The 18,737-nt window shown below is 72.1% G+C and carries 20 protein-coding genes; 14 read left to right on the forward strand and 6 right to left on the reverse strand.

Features of this window, described 5'->3' with window-relative positions; translation table 11 throughout:
• Positions 1 to 150 precede the first annotated feature (150 nt).
• The 8 genes from ACFE8Y_RS02630 (at position 151) to ACFE8Y_RS02665 (ending at position 7,570) form a co-directional block, all read left to right on the forward strand.
• The gene (locus ACFE8Y_RS02630) at positions 151 to 1,398 is read left to right on the forward strand and encodes an Hsp70 family protein (RefSeq protein ID WP_375462827.1); all 1,248 of its coding nucleotides are present in this window, start codon (positions 151 to 153) and stop codon (positions 1,396 to 1,398) included.
• 85 nt (positions 1,399 to 1,483) lie between these two features.
• The gene (locus ACFE8Y_RS02635) at positions 1,484 to 2,938 is read left to right on the forward strand and encodes an RluA family pseudouridine synthase (RefSeq protein WP_375462828.1); all 1,455 of its coding nucleotides are present in this window, start codon (positions 1,484 to 1,486) and stop codon (positions 2,936 to 2,938) included.
• 170 nt (positions 2,939 to 3,108) lie between these two features.
• Positions 3,109 to 3,414, forward strand: coding sequence for a hypothetical protein (locus ACFE8Y_RS02640; protein WP_375462829.1), 306 nt, complete (start codon positions 3,109 to 3,111; stop codon positions 3,412 to 3,414).
• Between the two features lie 22 nt (positions 3,415 to 3,436).
• Positions 3,437 to 4,096: an HAD-IA family hydrolase gene (locus ACFE8Y_RS02645; RefSeq protein WP_375462830.1), complete on the forward strand. Its 660-nt coding sequence runs from the start codon at positions 3,437 to 3,439 to the stop codon at positions 4,094 to 4,096.
• A gap of 51 nt (positions 4,097 to 4,147) precedes the next feature.
• Positions 4,148 to 4,942 (forward strand): ATP12 family chaperone protein, encoded by a 795-nt coding sequence (locus ACFE8Y_RS02650; RefSeq protein ID WP_375462831.1) that lies wholly within the window; start codon positions 4,148 to 4,150, stop codon positions 4,940 to 4,942.
• Between the two features lie 154 nt (positions 4,943 to 5,096).
• Entirely contained in the window at positions 5,097 to 6,629 is a 1,533-nt protein-coding gene (locus ACFE8Y_RS02655) for an acyl-CoA carboxylase subunit beta (protein WP_375462832.1), read from the forward strand.
• 105 nt (positions 6,630 to 6,734) lie between these two features.
• Complete coding sequence (locus ACFE8Y_RS02660) at positions 6,735 to 7,157, forward strand: hypothetical protein (RefSeq protein ID WP_375462857.1); 423 nt, start codon at positions 6,735 to 6,737, stop codon at positions 7,155 to 7,157.
• 209 nt (positions 7,158 to 7,366) lie between these two features.
• The gene (locus ACFE8Y_RS02665; protein WP_375462833.1) at positions 7,367 to 7,570 is read left to right on the forward strand and encodes a hypothetical protein; all 204 of its coding nucleotides are present in this window, start codon (positions 7,367 to 7,369) and stop codon (positions 7,568 to 7,570) included.
• 44 nt (positions 7,571 to 7,614) lie between these two features.
• Here ACFE8Y_RS02665 and ACFE8Y_RS02670 read toward each other — a convergent pair whose 3' ends face one another.
• The 4 genes from ACFE8Y_RS02670 to ACFE8Y_RS02685 form a co-directional block, all read right to left on the reverse strand.
• Positions 7,615 to 8,076 (reverse strand): ABC transporter ATPase, encoded by a 462-nt coding sequence (locus ACFE8Y_RS02670; RefSeq protein ID WP_375462834.1) that lies wholly within the window; start codon positions 8,074 to 8,076, stop codon positions 7,615 to 7,617.
• A 49-nt stretch (positions 8,077 to 8,125) separates the two neighbouring features.
• The gene (locus ACFE8Y_RS02675) at positions 8,126 to 9,346 is read right to left on the reverse strand and encodes a diguanylate cyclase (RefSeq protein WP_375462835.1); all 1,221 of its coding nucleotides are present in this window, start codon (positions 9,344 to 9,346) and stop codon (positions 8,126 to 8,128) included.
• A 132-nt stretch (positions 9,347 to 9,478) separates the two neighbouring features.
• Entirely contained in the window at positions 9,479 to 10,390 is a 912-nt protein-coding gene (locus ACFE8Y_RS02680; RefSeq protein ID WP_375462836.1) for a metallophosphoesterase, read from the reverse strand.
• Positions 10,391 to 10,547: 157 nt separating this feature from the next.
• On the reverse strand, positions 10,548 to 10,775 hold the full coding sequence (locus ACFE8Y_RS02685) for a hypothetical protein (RefSeq protein WP_375462837.1): 228 nt from the start codon (positions 10,773 to 10,775) through the stop codon (positions 10,548 to 10,550).
• Positions 10,776 to 11,099: 324 nt separating this feature from the next.
• Between ACFE8Y_RS02685 and ACFE8Y_RS02690 the strand changes: the two genes are divergently transcribed.
• On the forward strand, positions 11,100 to 11,498 hold the full coding sequence (locus ACFE8Y_RS02690) for a hypothetical protein (RefSeq protein ID WP_375462838.1): 399 nt from the start codon (positions 11,100 to 11,102) through the stop codon (positions 11,496 to 11,498).
• Between the two features lie 59 nt (positions 11,499 to 11,557).
• On the opposite strand, the gene ACFE8Y_RS02695 is transcribed toward ACFE8Y_RS02690, so the two are convergent.
• Positions 11,558 to 12,955 (reverse strand): aminotransferase, encoded by a 1,398-nt coding sequence (locus ACFE8Y_RS02695; protein ID WP_375462839.1) that lies wholly within the window; start codon positions 12,953 to 12,955, stop codon positions 11,558 to 11,560.
• 125 nt (positions 12,956 to 13,080) lie between these two features.
• Here ACFE8Y_RS02695 and ACFE8Y_RS02700 point away from each other — a divergent pair, with 125 nt between their 5' ends.
• From ACFE8Y_RS02700 to greA, 5 genes are all read left to right on the forward strand, one after another.
• Positions 13,081 to 13,617 (forward strand): hypothetical protein, encoded by a 537-nt coding sequence (locus ACFE8Y_RS02700; RefSeq protein WP_375462840.1) that lies wholly within the window; start codon positions 13,081 to 13,083, stop codon positions 13,615 to 13,617.
• A 197-nt stretch (positions 13,618 to 13,814) separates the two neighbouring features.
• Positions 13,815 to 14,966 carry a cell wall hydrolase gene (locus ACFE8Y_RS02705; protein WP_375462858.1) on the forward strand — a complete coding sequence of 384 codons (1,152 nt, stop codon included), beginning with the start codon at positions 13,815 to 13,817 and terminating at the stop codon, positions 14,964 to 14,966.
• Between the two features lie 203 nt (positions 14,967 to 15,169).
• Positions 15,170 to 15,814: a hypothetical protein gene (locus ACFE8Y_RS02710; RefSeq protein ID WP_375462841.1), complete on the forward strand. Its 645-nt coding sequence runs from the start codon at positions 15,170 to 15,172 to the stop codon at positions 15,812 to 15,814.
• 93 nt (positions 15,815 to 15,907) lie between these two features.
• The gene (locus ACFE8Y_RS02715) at positions 15,908 to 16,894 is read left to right on the forward strand and encodes an MDR family oxidoreductase (RefSeq protein WP_375462842.1); all 987 of its coding nucleotides are present in this window, start codon (positions 15,908 to 15,910) and stop codon (positions 16,892 to 16,894) included.
• Positions 16,895 to 16,942: 48 nt separating this feature from the next.
• A complete protein-coding gene (greA, locus tag ACFE8Y_RS02720) occupies positions 16,943 to 17,410 on the forward strand; it encodes a transcription elongation factor GreA (RefSeq protein ID WP_375462843.1) in 468 nt (155 codons plus the stop codon).
• Positions 17,411 to 17,634: 224 nt separating this feature from the next.
• On the opposite strand, the gene ACFE8Y_RS02725 is transcribed toward greA, so the two are convergent.
• Entirely contained in the window at positions 17,635 to 18,624 is a 990-nt protein-coding gene (locus ACFE8Y_RS02725; protein WP_375462844.1) for an L-threonylcarbamoyladenylate synthase, read from the reverse strand.
• Between the last annotated feature and the right edge of the window lie 113 nt (positions 18,625 to 18,737).

Raw genomic sequence — 18,737 nt, forward strand, 5'->3', positions numbered from 1 at the left:
CGCGGCGGCCTGGACTTCCGGGCGATGTCCAGCGCGCTCCTGGTGGTGCCGGCGGTCTGCCTCGAACCTCGCGCGCGCTGCGCGCTGGACGGCCGAGCCGTCGGCCTGTAGGGGAGCCGCCCTCACGAACATCGCGACGGACAGAACCCGATGGCGGCCTGCGGCCTCGATTTCGGCACGTCGAACACGACCCTCGGGCGCGCGGGCGCCGATGGACCGCGCCTCGTTCCCCTGGAGGAGCGGCACGTCACGATCCCGAGTGCGATCTTCTTCGAGCCCGGCCGCGAGCCGGTAATCGGGCGGGCGGCGACGGAGGCCTACGTCGAGGGCACGCCGGGCCGGATGATGCGCAGCCTCAAGTCGGTGCTCGGCTCCGGGCTGATCGAGGAGACCACGCCGGTCGGGCGCGAGCGCGTGCGGTTCCGCGACGTGATCGGGCGCTACCTTGCGGCAGTGAAGGCGCGGGCGGAGGACGCGGCCGGCGAATCCTTCGACGCGGTGGTGCACGGCCGCCCGGTCCACTTCGTCGACGGCGACGCGGAGGGCGATCGCCGCGCCGAGAATACCCTCCGTGAGATCGCCCACGGCATCGGCTTCCGCCACGTGGCGTTCCAGTACGAGCCGATCGCCGCCGCCCTCGACCACGAGCGCAGCGTGCGACGCGAGGAGATCGCGCTGATCGCCGATATCGGCGGCGGCACCTCGGACTTCTCGATCGTGCGCCTGTCGCCGGAGCGCCACGCCCGCGCGGATCGCGCCGGCGACATCCTGGCCAACGACGGCGTGCGCATCGGCGGCACCGACTTCGACCGCGTCCTCAGCCTCGGCACGGTGATGCCGCTGCTCGGCCTGGGAAGCCCGATGAGGCGCGAAGGACTGACGGTGCCCAACGCCTACTTCCACGACCTCGCCACGTGGTCGAGCATCAACCGGCTCTACAACCCGAGGACGCGGCGCGAGATCGCCGAGATCGTTCGCGATGGGGCGCGGCCCGACCTGATCGCGCGGCTCTCCACCGTGGTCGAGCTGGAGCGCGGGCATTCGCTGGCGCTCGCCGTGGAGGGCGCCAAGATCGCGGCCTCGGACGACGGGGCCGGCACGGTCGACCTGGAGTGGGTCGAGTCGGGCCTCGCGGCCGCGATCGACCGCGCCACCCTCGTCGCCCACACGGGGAGGCTCGCCGCCCGCATCGCCGAGCGGGTCGGGCGCTGCCTCGCCCAGGCCGGGCTGCGCGCGGACGCGATCGACGCCCTGTTCCTCACCGGCGGCTCGACGCGGCTGCCGCACGTCCGCGAGGGCCTCACCGCCTGCCTGCCCGGCGCCCGCGTGGTCGAGGGCGACACCTTCGGCTCGGTCGGGATCGGCCTGACGATCGAGGCGGCCCGGCAGGCGGCCTGAGATCACGGGATCGTCGGCGTGCCGGGCGGCCGCTTCGCGAGGCGGGCGAATTGTCGCCGCTGCCGGCGGGTGCTACCGCGCTGGCATGACAGGCACTCCACCACGCCGCGGCGGCTCGGCCGGTAAAGGATCGGGCAGCGGTTCCGGCAAGACCGGCAGGGGCGCGGGTCGCGGCCCCGCGGGCAAACCTTCGGGCGGGAAGGGGGCGGGCCGCGGACCCCGCGCCGGCGGCCCGGCCAAGCCGCGCTTCGGCCGGCCCGAGCGCGCCGGCACCGGCCCGCGCACGAGCGCGCTCGACGCCGCGCAGCGGGCGGCGCGGATGCGCGGCGACGAGGGGGCCGCCCGCGGCCCCTGGGGCGAGGCCGAACCGGTTCAGCCTCGCCCCGCCCGGTCCGCGGCGCGTCCGCCGCGCGCGGGCCCTGCATCGGTACGCGGAACGCAAAAACCCGCCGTGCGCCGCCCCGACGCCGAGCCAGGCAGGGTGACCGAGCCCGAGGGTCCGACCAAGCGCCAGCTTCGCGCGGCAGCCTCCGCGACGCTCGCCTCCGGCGTGCAGACGCTGACCGTGGAGCCGGACGAGGCCGGGATGCGGATCGACCGGTTCCTCACCGCGCGCTTCCCCCAGCTTCCCTTCGCCCGCGTCCAGAGCATCGTCCGCAAGGGCGAATTGCGGGTCGACGGCAGCAGAGCCAAGCCCAACGACCGGCTGGAGCCGGGCATGGCGGTGCGGGTGCCGCCGCTCAAGCTCGACCAGCCGGCCGACCGTCCGCGCAACCCTTTGCGCGACCAGAATGATGCCGACTTCATCCGGTCGCTGATCCTCTACGAGGACGCGGACATGCTGGTGCTGAACAAGCCGTTCGGCCTCGCGGTGCAGGGCGGCTCCGGCACCGTCCGCCACGTCGACGGACTGCTCGAAGCGCTCGCCGGGCCGGACGGCCAGAGGCCGCGCCTCGTCCACCGCCTCGACAAGGACACCGCCGGCTGCCTCATCGTCGCCAAGACCCGGCTCGCGGCGGCGACGCTCGCCAAGAGCTTCCGCTCGCGGGCGGCGCGCAAGATCTACTGGGCGCTGACGGCCGGCGTGCCGCGGGTGCCGCAGGGCCGGGTCTCGACCTACCTCGTCAAGGAGGAGCCGACCGATGCCGATGCCCGCATGCGGATCGCCCAGCACGGCGAGGACGGCGCGAGCCACGCGCTGACCTACTACGCGGTGGTCGATCAGGCCGCCCAGAAGCTGTCCTGGCTCTCGTTCAAGCCCGTGACCGGCCGCACCCACCAGTTGCGGGCGCACGCGGCGCATATCGGCCACCCGATCGTCGGCGATCCGAAGTACTTCTCGGTCGAGAACTGGGCGCTGCCCGGCGGCCTCCAGAACCGGCTTCACCTGCTGGCGCGCCGCATCGTCATCCCGCACCCGCGCACGGGCAAGCCCATCGACGTGAGCGCGCCGCTGCCGCCGCACATGGCGCAGAGCTGGAACCTGCTCGGCTTCGACGCCGCCCGGTACGACCCGATCGTCGACGCGCCGGAGGCCTGAGGCCGAGGCCTTCGCGATCGACCGCGTGCGCGCCTTGGTGCGCGCCTTGGCAAGCGGCGCGGGAGGCTCATATTCTCCGCCGGACCGATCGGTGGATGATCGCGGCGTCCTCCGCAGGCCCGCTGCCCTCGACCCTCGCGGTGAGACTCCAAGACTGAGATCCCAGGACCATGAAGCTCTCGACGCTGGCCTGCCTCGCCGCCCTCGGCCTGATCGGACCGGCGGCCCTCACGGCCGCGGCGCAGACCGTCGCGCCGGGCACGCCGGGGATTGCGGCGGGCCGCGCGGGGCCGCCGGGCGTGCGCGGCGAGCGGCGGCGGGGCAGCTACGCGTTCTGCAACCGCGAGTCGCACAAGCGATCGCTGAGCGGAGGCAGGCGCCGCCGCTTCCTGATCCGGTGCAAGCTCGGCTACGAGCGCAAGCGCGCCCCGCAGGCCCTCCAGCCGGCGCAGGCACCGGCGGAGCGCAAGCCGTGAGGCGGCCGCTCCGCAGGGCGCGATGAAGCTGATCGTCTTCGATGTCGACGGCACCCTCGTCGACAGCCAGCACCTGATCGTCGCCGCGCAAGGGGTGGCGTTCGCCGAGCACGGCCTGAAGGTGCCGAGCCGCGCCGAGTCCCTGTCCGTCGTCGGCCTGTCCCTGCCGCAGGCGTTCCGCCGCCTCGTCGGCGACGACGGGCCGGTCGAGGGCCTGTCGGAGAGCTACAAGCGCGCCTTCAACGCCCTGCGCCTCGATCCCGACTACGAGGAGCCGCTGTTTGCCGGGATGAGCGACCTCGTGGCGCGGCTCCATGCCCGCCCCGACGTGCGGCTCGGCATCGCCACCGGCAAGTCGCGGCGCGGCCTCGACCGCATCGTCGACGGCAACGGATGGGCCGGCTGGTTTTCCACCACCCAGAGCGCGGACGACGCACCCTCGAAGCCCGATCCGGCCATGCTGCTCCAGGCGATGGCGGAGGCGGACGTCGCGCCCTCGGCCACCGTGATGATCGGCGACACCACCTACGACATGGCCATGGCGGTGAGCGCGGGCGCCGCCGCGATCGGCGTCGCCTGGGGCTACCACCCGGCCGGCGCCCTGTTCGGCGCGGGCGCGGTGACGGTGGTCGAGACGGCCGCCGCGCTCGCCGACCTGTTCCCAGGCCCGGCCGCAGGCTGAACGCGCGCGCTGACCTCGCGCCAAGCGAACCGATCCCCTATCTCAGCGGCCATGAGCGACGACATCACCAAGGACTGGCTCGGAGAGCCCTCGGACGCAATGCGGCCGGACCCGATGCGGGCCGTGCGCGACCACGGCAAGCCGGTGCTGCCGAAGCGCTTCTACCGGGAGACGGGCTTTCGCGAAGGGGAGGGCGGCTTCCGCCTGACGCTCGACGGGCGCCCGGCCAACACGCCGGCCCGCAACCCGCTCGCGGTGCCGAGCCGGGTGCTGGCCGAGCGCCTCGCCGCCGAGTGGGCGGCGCAGGGGGCGAACATCGACCCGTCGGCGATGCCGCTGACGCGACTGATCAACACGGCGGTCGACGGCGTGGCGCCGCGGATGGGCGCCGTAGCGGAGGATCTGTGGCCCTATGCCGGCACGGACCTCGTCGCCTACCGCGCCGCCTCGCCCGAACGGCTCGTCGCGGCGCAGGCTGCCGCCTGGGACCCGGTGCTCGACTGGGCGCGCGAGGCGCTCGGTGCCCGGCTGATCCTCAGCGAGGGCGTGATCCACGTCGAGCAGCCGGAGGCCACGGTGGCGGCCCTGCGCCGGGCAGTGTCGGCGATTGACGACCCGTTTCGCCTCGCCGCGCTCCATACGCTGACGACGCTGTCCGGCTCGCTGCTGATCGCGCTCGCCGTGCTCCGGGGCCGGCTCACGGCTGACGAGGCCTGGGACGCGGCCCACGTCGACGAGACCTATCAGGCCGCGGTCTGGGGCGCGGACGCGGACGCCGAGGCGCGGCTCGCCCATCGCAGGAGGGAGTTCGAGGCGGCGGCGCAGGTCGCGGCGCTGGCGGGATAGGATTGCCGGTCGCGGGCTCCGTGAAGCCGTACGATCGATTTCCCGCCGCCGGGACGCGTGCTAAGGGCGAGGCAACATCGGAGCGGCCAAGCCTGATCGACGGGACGGTCCGCGCAACCGATGACGCGTCGCATCAGGCAGGGCCGCTCACGACATGAAGGACATTCTCGAAAAGCTCGAGGAGCGCCGGGCGCTGGCCCGTCTCGGCGGCGGGCAGACACGCGTCGAGGCCCAGCACAAGCGCGGCAAGCTCACGGCGCGCGAGCGCATCGAACTGCTCCTCGACCACGGGTCGTTCGAGGAGTTCGACATGTTCGTGCAGCACCGCTCCACAGATTTCGGGATGGAGCGGCAGAAGATCCCCGGCGACGGCGTCGTCACCGGCTGGGGCACGATCAACGGCCGCACCGTGTTCCTGTTCTCGAAGGATTTCACGGTGTTCGGTGGCTCGTTGTCGGAAGCCCACGCGCAGAAGATCGTCAAAGTTCAGGACATGGCGCTGAAGATGCGCGCGCCGATCATCGGCATCTTCGACGCCGGCGGCGCCCGCATCCAGGAGGGCGTGGCGGCGCTCGGCGGCTACGGCGAGGTGTTCCGCCGCAACGTGATGGCGTCCGGCGTCATCCCGCAGATCTCCGTCATCATGGGGCCGTGCGCGGGCGGCGACGTCTACTCGCCGGCGATGACCGACTTCATCTTCATGGTGCGCGACACGAGCTACATGTTCGTCACCGGTCCCGACGTGGTGAAGACCGTGACGAACGAGGTGGTGACGGCCGAGGAACTCGGCGGCGCCAAGGTCCACACCACGAAATCGTCGATCGCCGACGGCGCGTTCGAGAACGACGTCGAGGCGATCCTGCAGATCCGGCGGCTCCTCGACTTCCTGCCGGCCAACAACATCGACGGCGTGCCGCAGATCGAGAGCTTCGACGACCCGCTGCGGCTGGACAAGTCGCTGGACACCCTGATCCCGGACAACCCGAACACGCCCTACGACATGGGCGAGTTGATCCGACGCGTCTTCGACGAGGACGACATCTTCGAGATCCAGGCCGCCTACGCCCGCAACATCATGACCGGCTTCGGCCGGATCGAGGGGCGCACGGTCGGGTTCGTCGCGAACCAACCGATGGTGCTGGCCGGCGTGCTCGATTCCGACGCGTCGCGCAAGGCCGCGCGGTTCGTGCGGTTCTGCGACGCGTTCTCGATCCCGATCGTGACCTTCGTGGACGTGCCGGGCTTCCTGCCGGGCACGGCGCAGGAGTACGGCGGCCTGATCAAGCACGGGGCGAAGCTCCTGTTCGCCTACTCGCAGGCGACCGTGCCATTGGTCACGATCATCACGCGAAAAGCCTTCGGCGGCGCCTACGACGTGATGGCCTCCAAGCATGTCGGCGCCGACCTCAACTACGCGTGGCCGACCGCGCAGATCGCGGTGATGGGCGCCAAGGGTGCGGTCGAGATCATCTTTCGGAGCGAGATCGGCGACAGCGAGAAGATCGCGGCCAGGACGGGCGAGTACGAGGACCGCTTCCTGTCGCCGTTCGTCGCCGCCGAGCGCGGCTACATCGACGAGGTGATCATGCCGCATTCCACCCGCAAGCGCATCGCGCGGGCACTCGGCATGCTGCGCACCAAGGAGATGGAGCAGCCCTGGAAGAAGCACGACAACATCCCGCTCTGAGGCGAACCGGCATCCGACGTGGTACGGATGGGTTTGCGGAACGCCGGGGGGATCGAGATGGGGATCGAGATCATGCGCTGCGGAACGGCCGCGTCGTTGGCGATCGTGTTCGGAATCGTCTGCCTCGGTGCGGCCCTGGTCGACGCTTCGCCGGCCGCGGCGCAGCTCGACACGGTCAACACGATCCCCTGCGCCCAGGACGGGGGCATCTGCCGCATGCCCCATCCGACGAACGTCTACTACGGCGTACCGGGCAAGACGAACGGCCGCCCGTTCCCGCAGGGCGGCTCGATCCCATGCAACGCGCAAACCTTCGGCGATCCCGCGCCGGGACAGCGGAAGAGCTGCTGGTACGCGCCCCGCTTGGTCGACAGCCGACGCCGCGGCGGTGACGGTTACCGCGGCGAGGACGAAAGATCCGGCTATCGCGGACGCGACCGGGACTACGACGGGCCGAGCCGCAGGCCCTATGACGGCGGCGACGCGCCCCGGCGCCGTTACCGCGGGGAGCCCGACGACGACGATTAGACCCTGCCCGCCCGCCCGTTGTCCGCCGCCGGCATCACGCCTGAGCAACGGGTGATCGGCTGTTGCGCAGCCATGACGTTCGGGGCAGATCACGGGCGATGTGCGCTGAAGCACAAGGAGACCAGCGCGGCCGGCGCAGGAAACAGTCGCGCAATCTCCGGTCCCTACCGTGAGCGCCCGATAGACCAGACAGCGGCGAGGCCACGGACATGACGATCGCGACGCAGCTTCATCGGATCGCCGTGCCGGTGGTGGCGCTCGCCGTCGCGGTCACACCGTTGGCGAACCCGCTGCTCCTGGCGCTCGCCGCCTTCTCCGGCGGTCTGCTCCTCGCCTATCGCTGCGCAGCCGACCTGCTCGCGAACGGCGTGGCGGTGCCCGACGGTGAGACGGTGTTCCGCCACTTCGTCTGAGGCACAGGTTCGGTATTGCCCCGACACCGTGGGCCGGGCAGACGTCAGCTCCGGTCGCTGTGCTCGATCACCGCGCAGAGCGTCAGCGGCCCCTGCTCCGGCGAGGTCATGGCCGCGCAGGTGACGCGAGCGCCGCCGAGGTCGACGTTGCTGTGGCGCAGGCGCACGGCCGCGGCCTGGGCCGTGTGGGCGGCCTCGGTGATCACCGCCGCGTCGATGCCGGTGACCGCGTGGCCGGCCCGCCCGAACAGGTCGTAATAGGCGTCCGGCGGAGTACCCCCGCGGAACTGCGCACCGATGGAGGAGAAGTCCGGGGCGCCGCAGGCCAGCGTCAGCGTCGTATCCGGTCCCGCCGTGAAGCTCGCGTAGTCCCGGCGGCGGTCGTCGGTCTTGGCCGCGGTCTCGGCCGTCACCCGATCGACGAGGGCGTCGCACTCGTCGGCCCTTGCCGCGAGGCCGGTGCCGGCGAGGGCGATGAGGACAAGAGTCGGCAGGAGCGCGCGCATGCCCGGTGACATAGGGCGCGACGCGAGCAAGTCGCGCCTCACGCGCTGATCATGCGGCGGCCGCGCGGCCGGAGGGCGCGGCCTCGGTCGGATCGGGCTTCGGGGGGGCGGTGACGACGCGGTTGCGACCCTGCGCCTTGGCTCGGTAAAGGGCCGCGTCCGCTTGGTCGAGGGCGGACTGCACGGACGGCGCCTCCGCCTCGCAGGCCGCCGCCCCGATGCTGACCGTGAAGGCGATCGCACCGCTCGGGTCCGCGACCCGAAGGTCGGCGACCCGCTGGCGAATGCGCTCGGCCGTCGCCCGCGCACCCTCCAGGTCCGCGTCGGGCAGCAGAACGGCGAACTCCTCTCCGCCGAGCCGGCCCAGCAGATCCGTCGGCCGCAACGTCTCGCCGATCGTCCGGACGAGGGCGCACAGCACCGCGTCCCCGCCCGCATGTCCGTAGCGGTCGTTCACGCCCTTGAAGTGGTCCGCGTCGAGCATCAGCACCGCGGCAGACCGGCCGACGCGGCGCGCCCGCTGCAACTCCGCCGTCGCGCGCTCGGTGAAGCTTCGCCGGTTCAGGGCGCCCGTCAGCGGGTCGACGCTCGCGATGTTGAGGAGGTCGCGGCTGTAGGAGGCGATCCGGCGCACCATCGGCTGGAAGATGCCCAGCGCCTCTCCGACGAGGGTAAGCAGCACCACGATCAGCGAGGCCGTCTGCATCCGGCGCAGCATCGTCATCTGCCGCTCGCTGGTCCGCTCGTGCACCTGCACGACGGCGTCGAGGTCGGCCAGCAGGGGCGCCCGCGACGCGGCGAAGACGGGTTCGAGCGCCGCCGCCATGCCCGGATCGGCGGGATCGAGGGCCGCGACGGTGCGCGCCCGGGCGACGAAGGCCGAGACCGCCGGGTCGAGGGGATGCGCACCGCCACGGTAGATTGTCTGAAGCTCGGGGCTCGCGGCGCTGGGCAGGTGCAGGTCCCGGCTGCCCTCCATCAGGGCGCGGTGCGCGGCTTCGAACTGGCGGATCGCCGTGTCGAGGTCCGCGCGGGCGCTCAGGTCGCCGCGGGCGAGCTGCGCGGACAGGCTGGCGATGCGCTGCGAGAGCATCCGCTGGCGGCCGCTGACGTTCACGACCGAGGCCGCGCCCTGGGACTGCTCCAGCACCTGGGACAGCATCACGTGCGACGCCAGCGACATCGCGGCGACGATGATCAGGGCCGTGGCGTAGGCGATCGTCAGGGATCGCCCGGTGATCTGGCGCATGGCGTCCGTCGTGTGGCTCACCCACCACGTAGCGTCCCCGCAAGACCAGATCGCTAAGGCCCCGCGGAACGCACGCCTTTTTCGGAGATCCGGTTATCGGAGGATGAACGGCGCGCCCGGAGATGCCCCGCATCCGGATCGAGGCGCCTCGACTCAGGCGCGGGGCGCGTCCCGGTCCGGCGTCCCGAGGTCGAGGAGCACGATCTCCGGCGGCACCCCGAGGCGCACCGGCACGCGGCTGACGCCGAAGCCGCCGGAGACGATCATGTGGCGGCCCGCCTCGACGTAGTGGCCGTAGGCGTGGCGGCGATGCAGGAGCGCGGGCGAGACGCCGAACAGGCGGATCTGACCGCCGTGGGTGTGGCCGGCGAGCGTCAGCGAGACCCGCTCGGGCACGTCGCTGAAGATGTCGGGCTCGTGCGCCATCAGGATCACGGGCGCGTCGTCGGTGATTCGGTCCATCGTGCCGGGCAGGTCGTCGCGGCCGTCATCGAGTATCAGGAACGGCTGCTGATCGCCGAGGCCGGCGATCCAGAAGGGCTGCCCATCCTTCGCCAGCCGCACCGCGTCGTTCTCCATCACCGGGATGCCGACGGCTTCGAGCACCCGGCGCGCCTCCGGAGTCCCGCCGCGGGCGGATTGGGCCGCGGCATCGTCCCACCAGTCGTGGTTGCCCAGGATGGAGTGGACGCCGAGCGGCGCGTGCAGGCCGGAGACGACGCGGGCGAAGTCGGAGAGCGCCACCTTGCGCCACGCGATCCGGCCGGCGGCCGGATAGTCGCCGAGCATCAGGATGAGGTCGGGGGCGAGTGCGTTCGTGGCGTCGACGATCTCGGCGACGCGGTCCAGGGGCATGAACGGCTCGCAGACGTGGAAGTCGGCGAGCACCGCGATCCTGAGCGACAATCCGGGCGTCCAGTGCGGGAGGCAGGGTGCGTAGCGGGTCACCACGAGGCGGTGGAGCGGCTCGATTCCGAAGGCGTAGGCGCCGGTGGACGCGACGAGAGCGGCGGCCGAGCCGCCGAGTCCGGTCAGGACTTGCCTTCGGCTCGGCAGGATCAGCATGGGTTGGCCTCGTGATCGCACCGGTGCGAGCGCGGTCGCGCTCTTGCCGGAACAGTCCGGCCAAAGCACGGCGCACGTCCCACGCCGGGAGACCCTGGCGCAAGTCCGTTCAGCAAAGCTGAATCGGATGAGCTGTGGGAGGCAGGCGCGCGGCGGCTCAGACCAGCGGCGCATCCTCGTGGACGATGGCGAGGATGCCCCGGCGCTCGGCAGGCGCGAGGTCCGGCTTGACCGCGGCCTTGCGGAGTTGAGCCGCTGCGGCGAGGGCGGGCAGGGCCAGCGGACGGAAGCCGTGACACGGCTCGGCCTGCTCCATCTGCCGCCGCTCGAAGTCTCGCGCCGCGCCGGGCGCCTCCGCACCGTGCGTCTCGTCTCGGGCGTTCATGGGACCTCTCCTGTCCGATCGTCTCTCGGGTTCCGGGCCGTGGGATTTCGGCCCTCGCCGCCGGGTGCGGCCGCGACGGCGCGTCCGCAGTTCTTGAGCCGGCGGACGATCGATAAGGACGCGACCCGGCTGAACGCAGGATTAAGGAAACGTAGCAGTTCAGGGCATCCGTCCGCATCGAGCCGTCGAAGTCCGATGCGGCGCGAGCGAGGGGCACAGCGTTAACGAGGCATTGCCGGTTCGCACGCAATTTCACGGCGCCGTCGAGCACCCCTGAAGGAGATGCGTGTCAGTCTCCGATCGAGGACAGGGAGACCGGTTGTCATGCGATCCCAGGTGTTGCGATCCAAGCTGTTGCTCGGGATGGGCGTGCTCGCCTGCTCCCTCTCGGGCGCGGCGCTGGCGGACCCGGATCCGATGCGCCCGATCCCATCCGGAGCGAGCGTGCGCGGCACGCCGATCCGGATCGAGGCGTCGCTGTCGGTCCAGATCCCCCTGGCCCCAGGCTCCGCCATCGAGGAGCAGGTGCGCCAGACCGAGGCCGCCCGGAAGGCGGTCTACGGGATGGCGGCGCGCGAATGCACGGCACTCAAGGAGGTCTTCAAGGCGGAGTGCCGGCTGGTGTCGCTGCGCGCCAACAGCAACGTCCAGCCGCGCGGCAACGGCACCGAGCAGGTGTTCGTCAGCGGTTCGGGGAGCTACGAACTCACCGAGCGCCCGTAAAGCAGACCTCGGCGGCGTTGCCGGGCGGCCTCACGACGGACGCGACCGGGAGACCGCGTTCACGATCGTGCGGTCGGCATCGCCTCCAGGCCCTCGGTCGCGATCCAGGCCGCGGTGCGGTCGAGGGCGCGGGTCAGGCGGTCGAACAGGGCGTCGATCTCCTCCGGGCTGATCACCAGCGGCGGGCAGACCGCGACCCGGTCGCCCATCAGGAAGCGGACGATCAGTCCCTCGCCTTGCGCGAAGGCGACGCACTTGGCGGCCACCCCGGCCTTCGGATCGTACTGGCGCCGGGACGCCTTGTCGGCGACGATCTCCAGGCCGCCGATCAGGCCGATGCCGCGGGCGTCGCCGACGATGGGATGGTCACACAGCGCCGAGAGCCGCGCCTGGAAGTGCGGCGCCTTGGCCGCCGCCCCCTCGACGATCCGCTCGCGCTTGTAGATCTCGATCGTCTTGAGCGCGACCGCGCAGGCGACCGGGTGCCCGGAATAGGTGGTGCCGTGGCCGAAGGTGCCGAGCGCGCGGCTCCGGTCGAGCATCGCCTCGTAGAGGGGCGCGTCGACGCTGACGCCGCCGAGCGGCACGTAGCCGGAGGTCACGGCCTTGGCGAAGGAGAGCGTGTCGGGGCGAAGCCCGAGCGCCTCGCTGCCGAACCACGTGCCGAGCCGGCCGAAGCCGCAGATCACCTCGTCGGCGATGAAGCGCACGTCGTAGCGGGCAAGCACCGCCTGGATCTTCGCGAAGTAGCCGTCGGGCGGGACGATCGCGCCGCCGGCCCCCATCACCGGCTCGGCGACGAAGGCCGCCACCGTCTCCGGCCCCTCGCGCAGGATCGTCGCCTCCAGTTCGTCGGTGAGCCGCTGCGAGAAATCGAGCTCGGACTCGCCCGCCTCCGCGAAGCGGTAATGGTGCGGGCAGGAGACGTGGAGGAAGCCCGGGAGCGGGAGGTCCCAGTCGTTGTGGTTGGCCGGCAGGCCGGTCATCGAGGCGCTGGCGATGGTGACCCCGTGGTAGCCGCGCTGGCGCCCGATGATCTTCTTCTTTTTCGGACGGCCCAGCGCATTGTTGAGATACCAAGCCAGCTTCACCTGCGTGTCGTTGGCCTCGGACCCGGAGGACGTGAAGAAAATCTTCGAGGTCGGGATCGGCATCAGCTCCTTCAGCACCTCGGCGAGCTCGATCGCCGGGTCGTGGCTGCGGCCGGAGAAGAGGTGGCTGAAGGGGAGCTTGCCCATCTGCGCGCGCGCCGCCTCGACGAGTTCGCCGTTCGAGTAGCCGAGCGCCGTGCACCACAGGCCCGACATCCCCTCGATGTAGGGCCGTCCCTCCGTGTCGTAGACGTGGACGCCCTCGCCCCGCTCCAGCACCAGCGGTCCGTTCGCGCGGTGCGCGTCGAGGTTGGTGTAGGGGTGGATCAGGGTTTCGACGTCGCGGGCGGCGAGGTTCGAGAGCATGCGGCGGTCCCGGGTCTGTGATGCGAAGGCCGCCGCCACATTACCGACCCGATGCGCGCTCAGGTACCCCGTTCAGCCCGCGGCCGGCCACCGCCCGGCGCATTCTGCAATCCATGCCCGCTGCGATGCCCGATCCCGCCACCGTCACCGCCACGCCTGCGCCCGGCCGCGCCTGCGGCTCCTGCACCCTGTGCTGCAAGGTCTACGACGTGCCCGCGGTCGCCAGCGTCGCCGGCCAGTGGTGCCGCCACACCCAGGCCGGCCGCGGCTGCGCGATTCACCAGACCCGGCCCGATCATTGCCGCGCGTTCCACTGCCTCTGGATGACGGAGACTTGGCTCGGGCCGGAGTGGAAGCCCGAGCGGTCCAAGATGGTGCTCAGCCTCGATCCGGTGAGCCGCAACATGAACGTCCAGGTCGATCCGGGCCAAGCGAACGCCTGGAGGCGCGAGCCGTACTACGGTCAGCTCAAGCGCTGGGCGGCGGCCTCGATCCCGATGCGGCGCCACGTGCTCGTCCACCTCAACACGGCGACGACCGTGGTTCTGCCCGATCGCGACGTGGCGCTCGGCATCCTGGCGCCCGGCGATCGCATCGTCATGCGCGAGCGGATGGGACCGGGCGGGCCCGTTCTCGAGGTCGAGGCGGTTCGAGCGGCCTGAGGCGCCGCGGGACCGAGCCGCTTTAACCCGGCCGCAACCATACCGCGCGATAAATCGCGTGCCGGCCATCCTCGCACCGGAACGTGCCGGGAGGATCGTCGGGCGTGGCTTCGAGTGCGGGTCGGTTCGGCGTGGGCGCGAGACGAGGACGACGCGGATCGGGCCTGATCGGGCTCGCCACCGCCTTCACCCCCTGGATGGCCGGGCTCGGGCTGCTGGTCTCGTTCACGGCGAGCGCCGGCACCGAGACGACGCTCGGATCGAGCCGCATGGCCGAGAGCGACGGGCGCATCGCCCCCGCCCTGCCCAGCGGCACCGCCCTGATCGGCGCGAGCCCGCGCCGCGACGGCGCCATGCTCGCCGCGGAGCGGGCCGAGGCTGCCCGCAGCCGCCAGCGCATCGGCGACGCGCCGCTGCGCGCCGACATGAAGGCCGAGGCGCGGGTGTTCCCGCTGGTCCGGCGCGACGGGAAGGGCGACCCGGCGCGAGCCCCCGGCCCGAGCTTCGAGCGGAGGGCGACCGCGTTGCGCGAGGCGGGCGCCTCCCTGCTGCTCGCCAACCTCACCGGCAACGTCACCGGACTGCTGACGCCGGGGACGGCCACCTGGAACCCGGACCTCGAACCCGAGCTCGGCTTCGTGCCCGTCCCCGACCTCGGGCTCGGCACCGGTTCGGCCAGCACCGAATCGACGGGCGGCCCCGCGGCCACCACCGACGGCGAGCCGGAGCGCCACGACGGCTCGACCCCCGCGGTCCCGCGCGCGGTCGCGCTGTCCTCGACCACGCCGGCGCCGGCCGACGCGACCCCCGTCGAGGTCGCGAGCGCGAGCCTCGCGCTGCCGGGCTTCTCGCTGCGCACCGACCGCCCCGAGGCGCCCGCCGCTCCATCGCTGCCCGACGATGCCCGCCACCGCTACGCCGACCTCATCGGGCCCGAGGCGATGGACAAGGAGCAGCGCTGCCTCGCGGAGGCCGTCTACTTCGAGGCCCGCAGCGAGCCGGAAGCGGGCCAGGCCGCCGTGGCGCAGGTGGTGCTGAACCGGGTCAAGAGCGGGCTCTACCCGGCCAACGTCTGCGGCGTCGTCTACCAGAACCGCCAACGCTACATGGGATGCCAGTTCTCCTTCGCCTGCGAGGGCAAGGCGCTGCGCATCGCCGACGCCGGCGCGTGGGCCACCGCCACCCGGATCGCCCAGTCCGTGATCGAGGGCCGGACCTACCTTGCCGAGGTGGGCGAGGCGACCCACTACCACGCCGACTACGTCAAGCCCGGCTGGTCGCGCCGCCTGCGCCGGATGGACGTCATCGGCCGCCACATCTTCTACGAGTTGAAGCGGGGCCAGACCTGAGCGGGCGGCCCCCTTGTCGTCTACCGGCGCGCGACCATGAATGTACTTAAGCACACGGTTGCTACGTAGTCCAGATCGAGGGTTAATTTTACCTTACTTCCCAATACCGCTTGCTTGTACAGCAACCGGACGGCCTCTTGGGCGTCGAGATGTGCGCGACCTTCGCGCCATCCCGCTCGTTCAGCGTATCAGAGGAAGCCGTCATGACCGCGCCGGTCGCTCGAAACTCCGCCCTTCTCGCCGCCCTCGCCGGTGCCGTCCTCCTCGCCGCGCCGGCCCGGGCCGGCGGCTGCTACGGTTCGGAATGCTACCGCCACGTCTCGACCCCGCCGGTCTTCGACACGGTGCACGAGAACGTGCTCGTGCGCCCGCCCCGCACGATCTACCGCACCACGCCTCCGGTGTACGACACCGTGTCGGAGCGGGTTCTGGTGTCGCCGGGCGGGCGCCACTGGTCGACCAGCCGCGGTCCCTACGGCGAGCTGATCGGCTGCTGGGTCACCACGCCGCCGCACTACGCGACGCAGCACCGCCGCGTCCTCGTGCAGCCGGCCCAGTCGATCCCCGAGACGATCCCGCCGGAATACGCCAGCGTCAGCCGCCGCGTCCTCGTCGCCCCCGCCCGCTCCGGCTGGGTGCCGGTGGGCGGCGGATACGGCGGCGATCAAGGCGGGTACGGCGGCGGATATCACGGGGGCGGCTACGGCGGGGGGTACCGAAGCGCGGGCTACGGCGGCGGCCTGCGGATCGGCTCGATCCCGGACGCCCTCGGCGTGACCGGCGCCAGCTCGGCAGACATCGGCGTCGGCCTCGGCTTCTCCTCGGGCAGCCCCTACGACGGATACTGACGTTTCGTCGAGACGACCGCCGAGCCCCGTCCCTCGGCGGCCTTGAACCCGCGTCGCCTCGCCACAGCTCCCCATCCGAACACGGAGGCAGGAATGGTGCGGTTCAAGGCGTGGGTGATCGAGAAGGGCGAGGCTGGCCAGACCCTGTCGTTCACGGATTTCGACGCGGCTGACCTGATGGACGGCGACGTCACCGTGCGGGTCACCCATTCCGGCCTGAACTACAAGGACGGCTTGGCGATGACCGGCCGGTCGCCGGTGGTGCGCCGCTTCCCGATGATCCCCGGCATCGACTTCTCCGGCGTGGTCGAGACCTCCGACCATCCCGATTACACGCCCGGTGACGCCGTAGTGCTGACGGGCTGGGGCGTCGGCGAGACCCACCTCGGCGCCTATGCCGAGCGGGCGCGGGTCAACGGCGACTGGCTGGTGCCGCTGCCCAACGGCCTGTCGCCGGCGCAGGCGATGGCGGTCGGCACCGCCGGCTACACCGCGATGCTCTGCCTGATGGCCATCGAGGCCCACGGCCTCACGCCGGCCGACGGCCCGGCGCTCGTGACCGGCGCTTCGGGCGGCGTCGGCTCGGTCGCCGTCGCCCTGCTGGCGCGGGCCGGCTGGCACGTGATCGCCTCGACAGGGCGAATGGAGGAAGCCGATTACCTGCGCGGGCTCGGCGCTTCGGAGATCATCGACCGCGAGGACCTGGCCAAGCCGGGCAAGCCGCTCGGCAAGGAGCGCTGGGCGGCGGCCATCGATGCCGTCGGCTCGACGACGCTCGCCAACGTCCTGGCGCAGACGAAGTCCGACGGCGCGGTGGCCGCCTGCGGGCTCGCGCAGGGGATGGACCTGCCGACCTCGGTGGCGCCCTTCATCCTGCGCGGCGTCTCGCTGCTCGGCATCAACAGCGTGACGACGCCGCGGCCCAAGCGCCGCGCGGCCTGGGCGCGGCTCGCGAAGGAACTCGACCTTGCCGCGCTCGCCGCGATGACGAACCGCGTCGGACTCGCGGAGGTCGGCCGGCTCGGCGAGGACATCCTGTCGGGCAAGGTCCGAGGCCGGACCGTGGTCGAGATCGGCTGAGTCGGGGCGGGTACGGAACCGCGGCCCAAGCTGCGGCATTCCGCTACCATGAGCATAGCATTCGTTCGCGAGAAGGAGGGCGGGGAGGCCTTCGAAGATCTCCCCGACCGCCCGGTGTCTCCGCACACCAACTTCGTCACACCAGCAGGGCTCGAGCAGATCGAGTCGGAGGTGGCGCGGCTGCAGGCCGAGGCCGCCAAGCTCGACCCCGATGCCAAGGCCGACACGGCGCGCGTGACCCGCGACCTGCGCTACTGGACGACGCGCCTGGGGACGGCGCAGCTCGTCGCGGGCGTGCCCGGCGACACCGTGCATTTCGGCTCGACCGTCACGGTGCTGCGCGAGGACGGCACCCGGCAGACCTTCCACATCGTCGGCGAGGACGAGGCCGACCCGGCCAAGGGCTCGATCGCCTACGTCGCGCCGCTCGCGCGCGCGATCACCGGCAAGGGTGTCGGCGACGTGGTCGAGGTCAACGGACACGACGTCGAGATCGCGGCGATCGGAGCGGGCTGACGTCCCGCGCGTCGATTGGCGTTCGGCCGGGGGCGGGGTCGCTCGACCAGGTCTCCCGGCGGCGTGCTGCGCGTTGCCGGCCATGCGCCGCCTGTCGAGGCAAGAAAAAAGGCTCGGATTTCTCCGAGCCTTGGAAGGAAAAAGGCCATTGGGGGCTGAACTGGCCTTCGTGCATGTGAAACTCGCCCTTGGGCACTCGGTTCCACGATCCCGCAAAGATAATTTCAGCGCGGCGCGGCGGCGCGGCGGAGACGGTCCATGATGGCCTCACCCAGGCCCGTCGCGGGGATCGTTGCGACCGCGATCACCGCGGCGCCGGAGGCATCGAGGGCGCGCAGGGCCGCGAACAGGCGCGCGGCGGCCTCCGCGAGATCGCCGCGCGGACTCAGGTTGACGACGGCCCCGGCGCGATCGAGACCGTGGGGCTGATCCGCGCCGAACAGCAGCACCGCGTCGCCCGGCTCGACGTGCCGCGCATCGAGACGCAGGCGCGCGCGCGGTGCGTAGTGCGAGGCGAGCAGCCCCGGTCCGGCGGGACGCACCGGGTCCGCCGCCTCGTCCCCCGCAAGATCGCATCCCAGGACCGCGACGATCGCCGCGCGGGTGATTCCGCCCGGCCGAAGCAGGCGCGGCGCTCCCCCGAGACAGGCGACGACCGTCGATTCCACGCCGACGGGCGCGTCGCCGCCATCGAGCACCGCCGCGATGCGGCCGGCGAGGTCGGCCAGCACGTGGTCGGCGCTGGTGGGGCTGAGGCGGCCGGACGCGTTGGCGGAAGGGCCGGCGACCGGCCGGCCGACCTGCGCGAGGAGATCGCGGGCCAGCCCGCTCGCCGGAACGCGCAGCGCGACGCTCGACAGGCCGGCGCGGGCCAGCGCGCACACGTCCGTGCGCACCGTCGCCGGCACCACGAGGGTGAGCGGACCGGGCCAGAACGCCGCGGCGAGGCGTTGCGCGTGGTCGTCGAAGGCGCCCCGATCCAGGGCGGCCGCGCGGTCGGGCAGGTGTGCGATCAGCGGGTTGAGGCGCGGGCGCGCCTTGGCCGCGAAGATTTTCGCGACCGCCGCGGGGTCCGTGGCATCCCCGCCGAGGCCGTAGACCGTCTCGGTCGGGAAGGCGACGAGGTCGCCCGCCCGCAGCAGGCGGGCGGCCTCCGCCACGCCCGCCGCGTCGGCGGCGAGGCGCCGGGTCGGGATTGACGGACGATCGTTCATATCGAAACTGTTTTCCGGCGGTGACGGCGGACCGCGTTCGGGCGTATGCCACCCTCTCGGGGTGCGCCGGCCTAGCGTGGCCGCGCATCCCGGGTCAAACCGGACGCCGGGGC

Origin of the sequence: uncultured Methylobacterium sp., from assembly GCF_964242245.1 — a bacterium.
Lineage (GTDB): Bacteria > Pseudomonadota > Alphaproteobacteria > Rhizobiales > Beijerinckiaceae > Methylobacterium.

Bases quoted from the DNA above. Each gene is read 5' to 3' on its own strand.
- ACFE8Y_RS02705 (WP_375462858.1), top strand. From the start codon at position 13,815: ATGGCCGGGCTCGGGCTGCTGGTCTCGTTCACGGCGAGCGCCGGCACC.
- ACFE8Y_RS02670 (WP_375462834.1), bottom strand. From the start codon at position 8,076: ATGCGCGCGCTCCTGCCGACTCTTGTCCTCATCGCCCTCGCCGGCACC.
- greA (WP_375462843.1), top strand. From the start codon at position 16,943: ATGAGCATAGCATTCGTTCGCGAGAAGGAGGGCGGGGAGGCCTTCGAA.
- ACFE8Y_RS02685 (WP_375462837.1), bottom strand. From the start codon at position 10,775: ATGAACGCCCGAGACGAGACGCACGGTGCGGAGGCGCCCGGCGCGGCG.
- ACFE8Y_RS02710 (WP_375462841.1), top strand. From the start codon at position 15,170: ATGACCGCGCCGGTCGCTCGAAACTCCGCCCTTCTCGCCGCCCTCGCC.
- ACFE8Y_RS02680 (WP_375462836.1), bottom strand. From the start codon at position 10,390: ATGCTGATCCTGCCGAGCCGAAGGCAAGTCCTGACCGGACTCGGCGGC.
- ACFE8Y_RS02690 (WP_375462838.1), top strand. From the start codon at position 11,100: ATGCGATCCCAGGTGTTGCGATCCAAGCTGTTGCTCGGGATGGGCGTG.
- ACFE8Y_RS02700 (WP_375462840.1), top strand. From the start codon at position 13,081: ATGCCCGATCCCGCCACCGTCACCGCCACGCCTGCGCCCGGCCGCGCC.
- ACFE8Y_RS02640 (WP_375462829.1), top strand. From the start codon at position 3,109: ATGAAGCTCTCGACGCTGGCCTGCCTCGCCGCCCTCGGCCTGATCGGA.
- ACFE8Y_RS02725 (WP_375462844.1), bottom strand. From the start codon at position 18,624: ATGAACGATCGTCCGTCAATCCCGACCCGGCGCCTCGCCGCCGACGCG.
- ACFE8Y_RS02655 (WP_375462832.1), top strand. From the start codon at position 5,097: ATGAAGGACATTCTCGAAAAGCTCGAGGAGCGCCGGGCGCTGGCCCGT.
- ACFE8Y_RS02630 (WP_375462827.1), top strand. From the start codon at position 151: ATGGCGGCCTGCGGCCTCGATTTCGGCACGTCGAACACGACCCTCGGG.
- ACFE8Y_RS02650 (WP_375462831.1), top strand. From the start codon at position 4,148: ATGAGCGACGACATCACCAAGGACTGGCTCGGAGAGCCCTCGGACGCA.
- ACFE8Y_RS02695 (WP_375462839.1), bottom strand. From the start codon at position 12,955: ATGCTCTCGAACCTCGCCGCCCGCGACGTCGAAACCCTGATCCACCCC.
- ACFE8Y_RS02715 (WP_375462842.1), top strand. From the start codon at position 15,908: ATGGTGCGGTTCAAGGCGTGGGTGATCGAGAAGGGCGAGGCTGGCCAG.
- ACFE8Y_RS02645 (WP_375462830.1), top strand. From the start codon at position 3,437: ATGAAGCTGATCGTCTTCGATGTCGACGGCACCCTCGTCGACAGCCAG.
- ACFE8Y_RS02665 (WP_375462833.1), top strand. From the start codon at position 7,367: ATGACGATCGCGACGCAGCTTCATCGGATCGCCGTGCCGGTGGTGGCG.
- ACFE8Y_RS02635 (WP_375462828.1), top strand. From the start codon at position 1,484: ATGACAGGCACTCCACCACGCCGCGGCGGCTCGGCCGGTAAAGGATCG.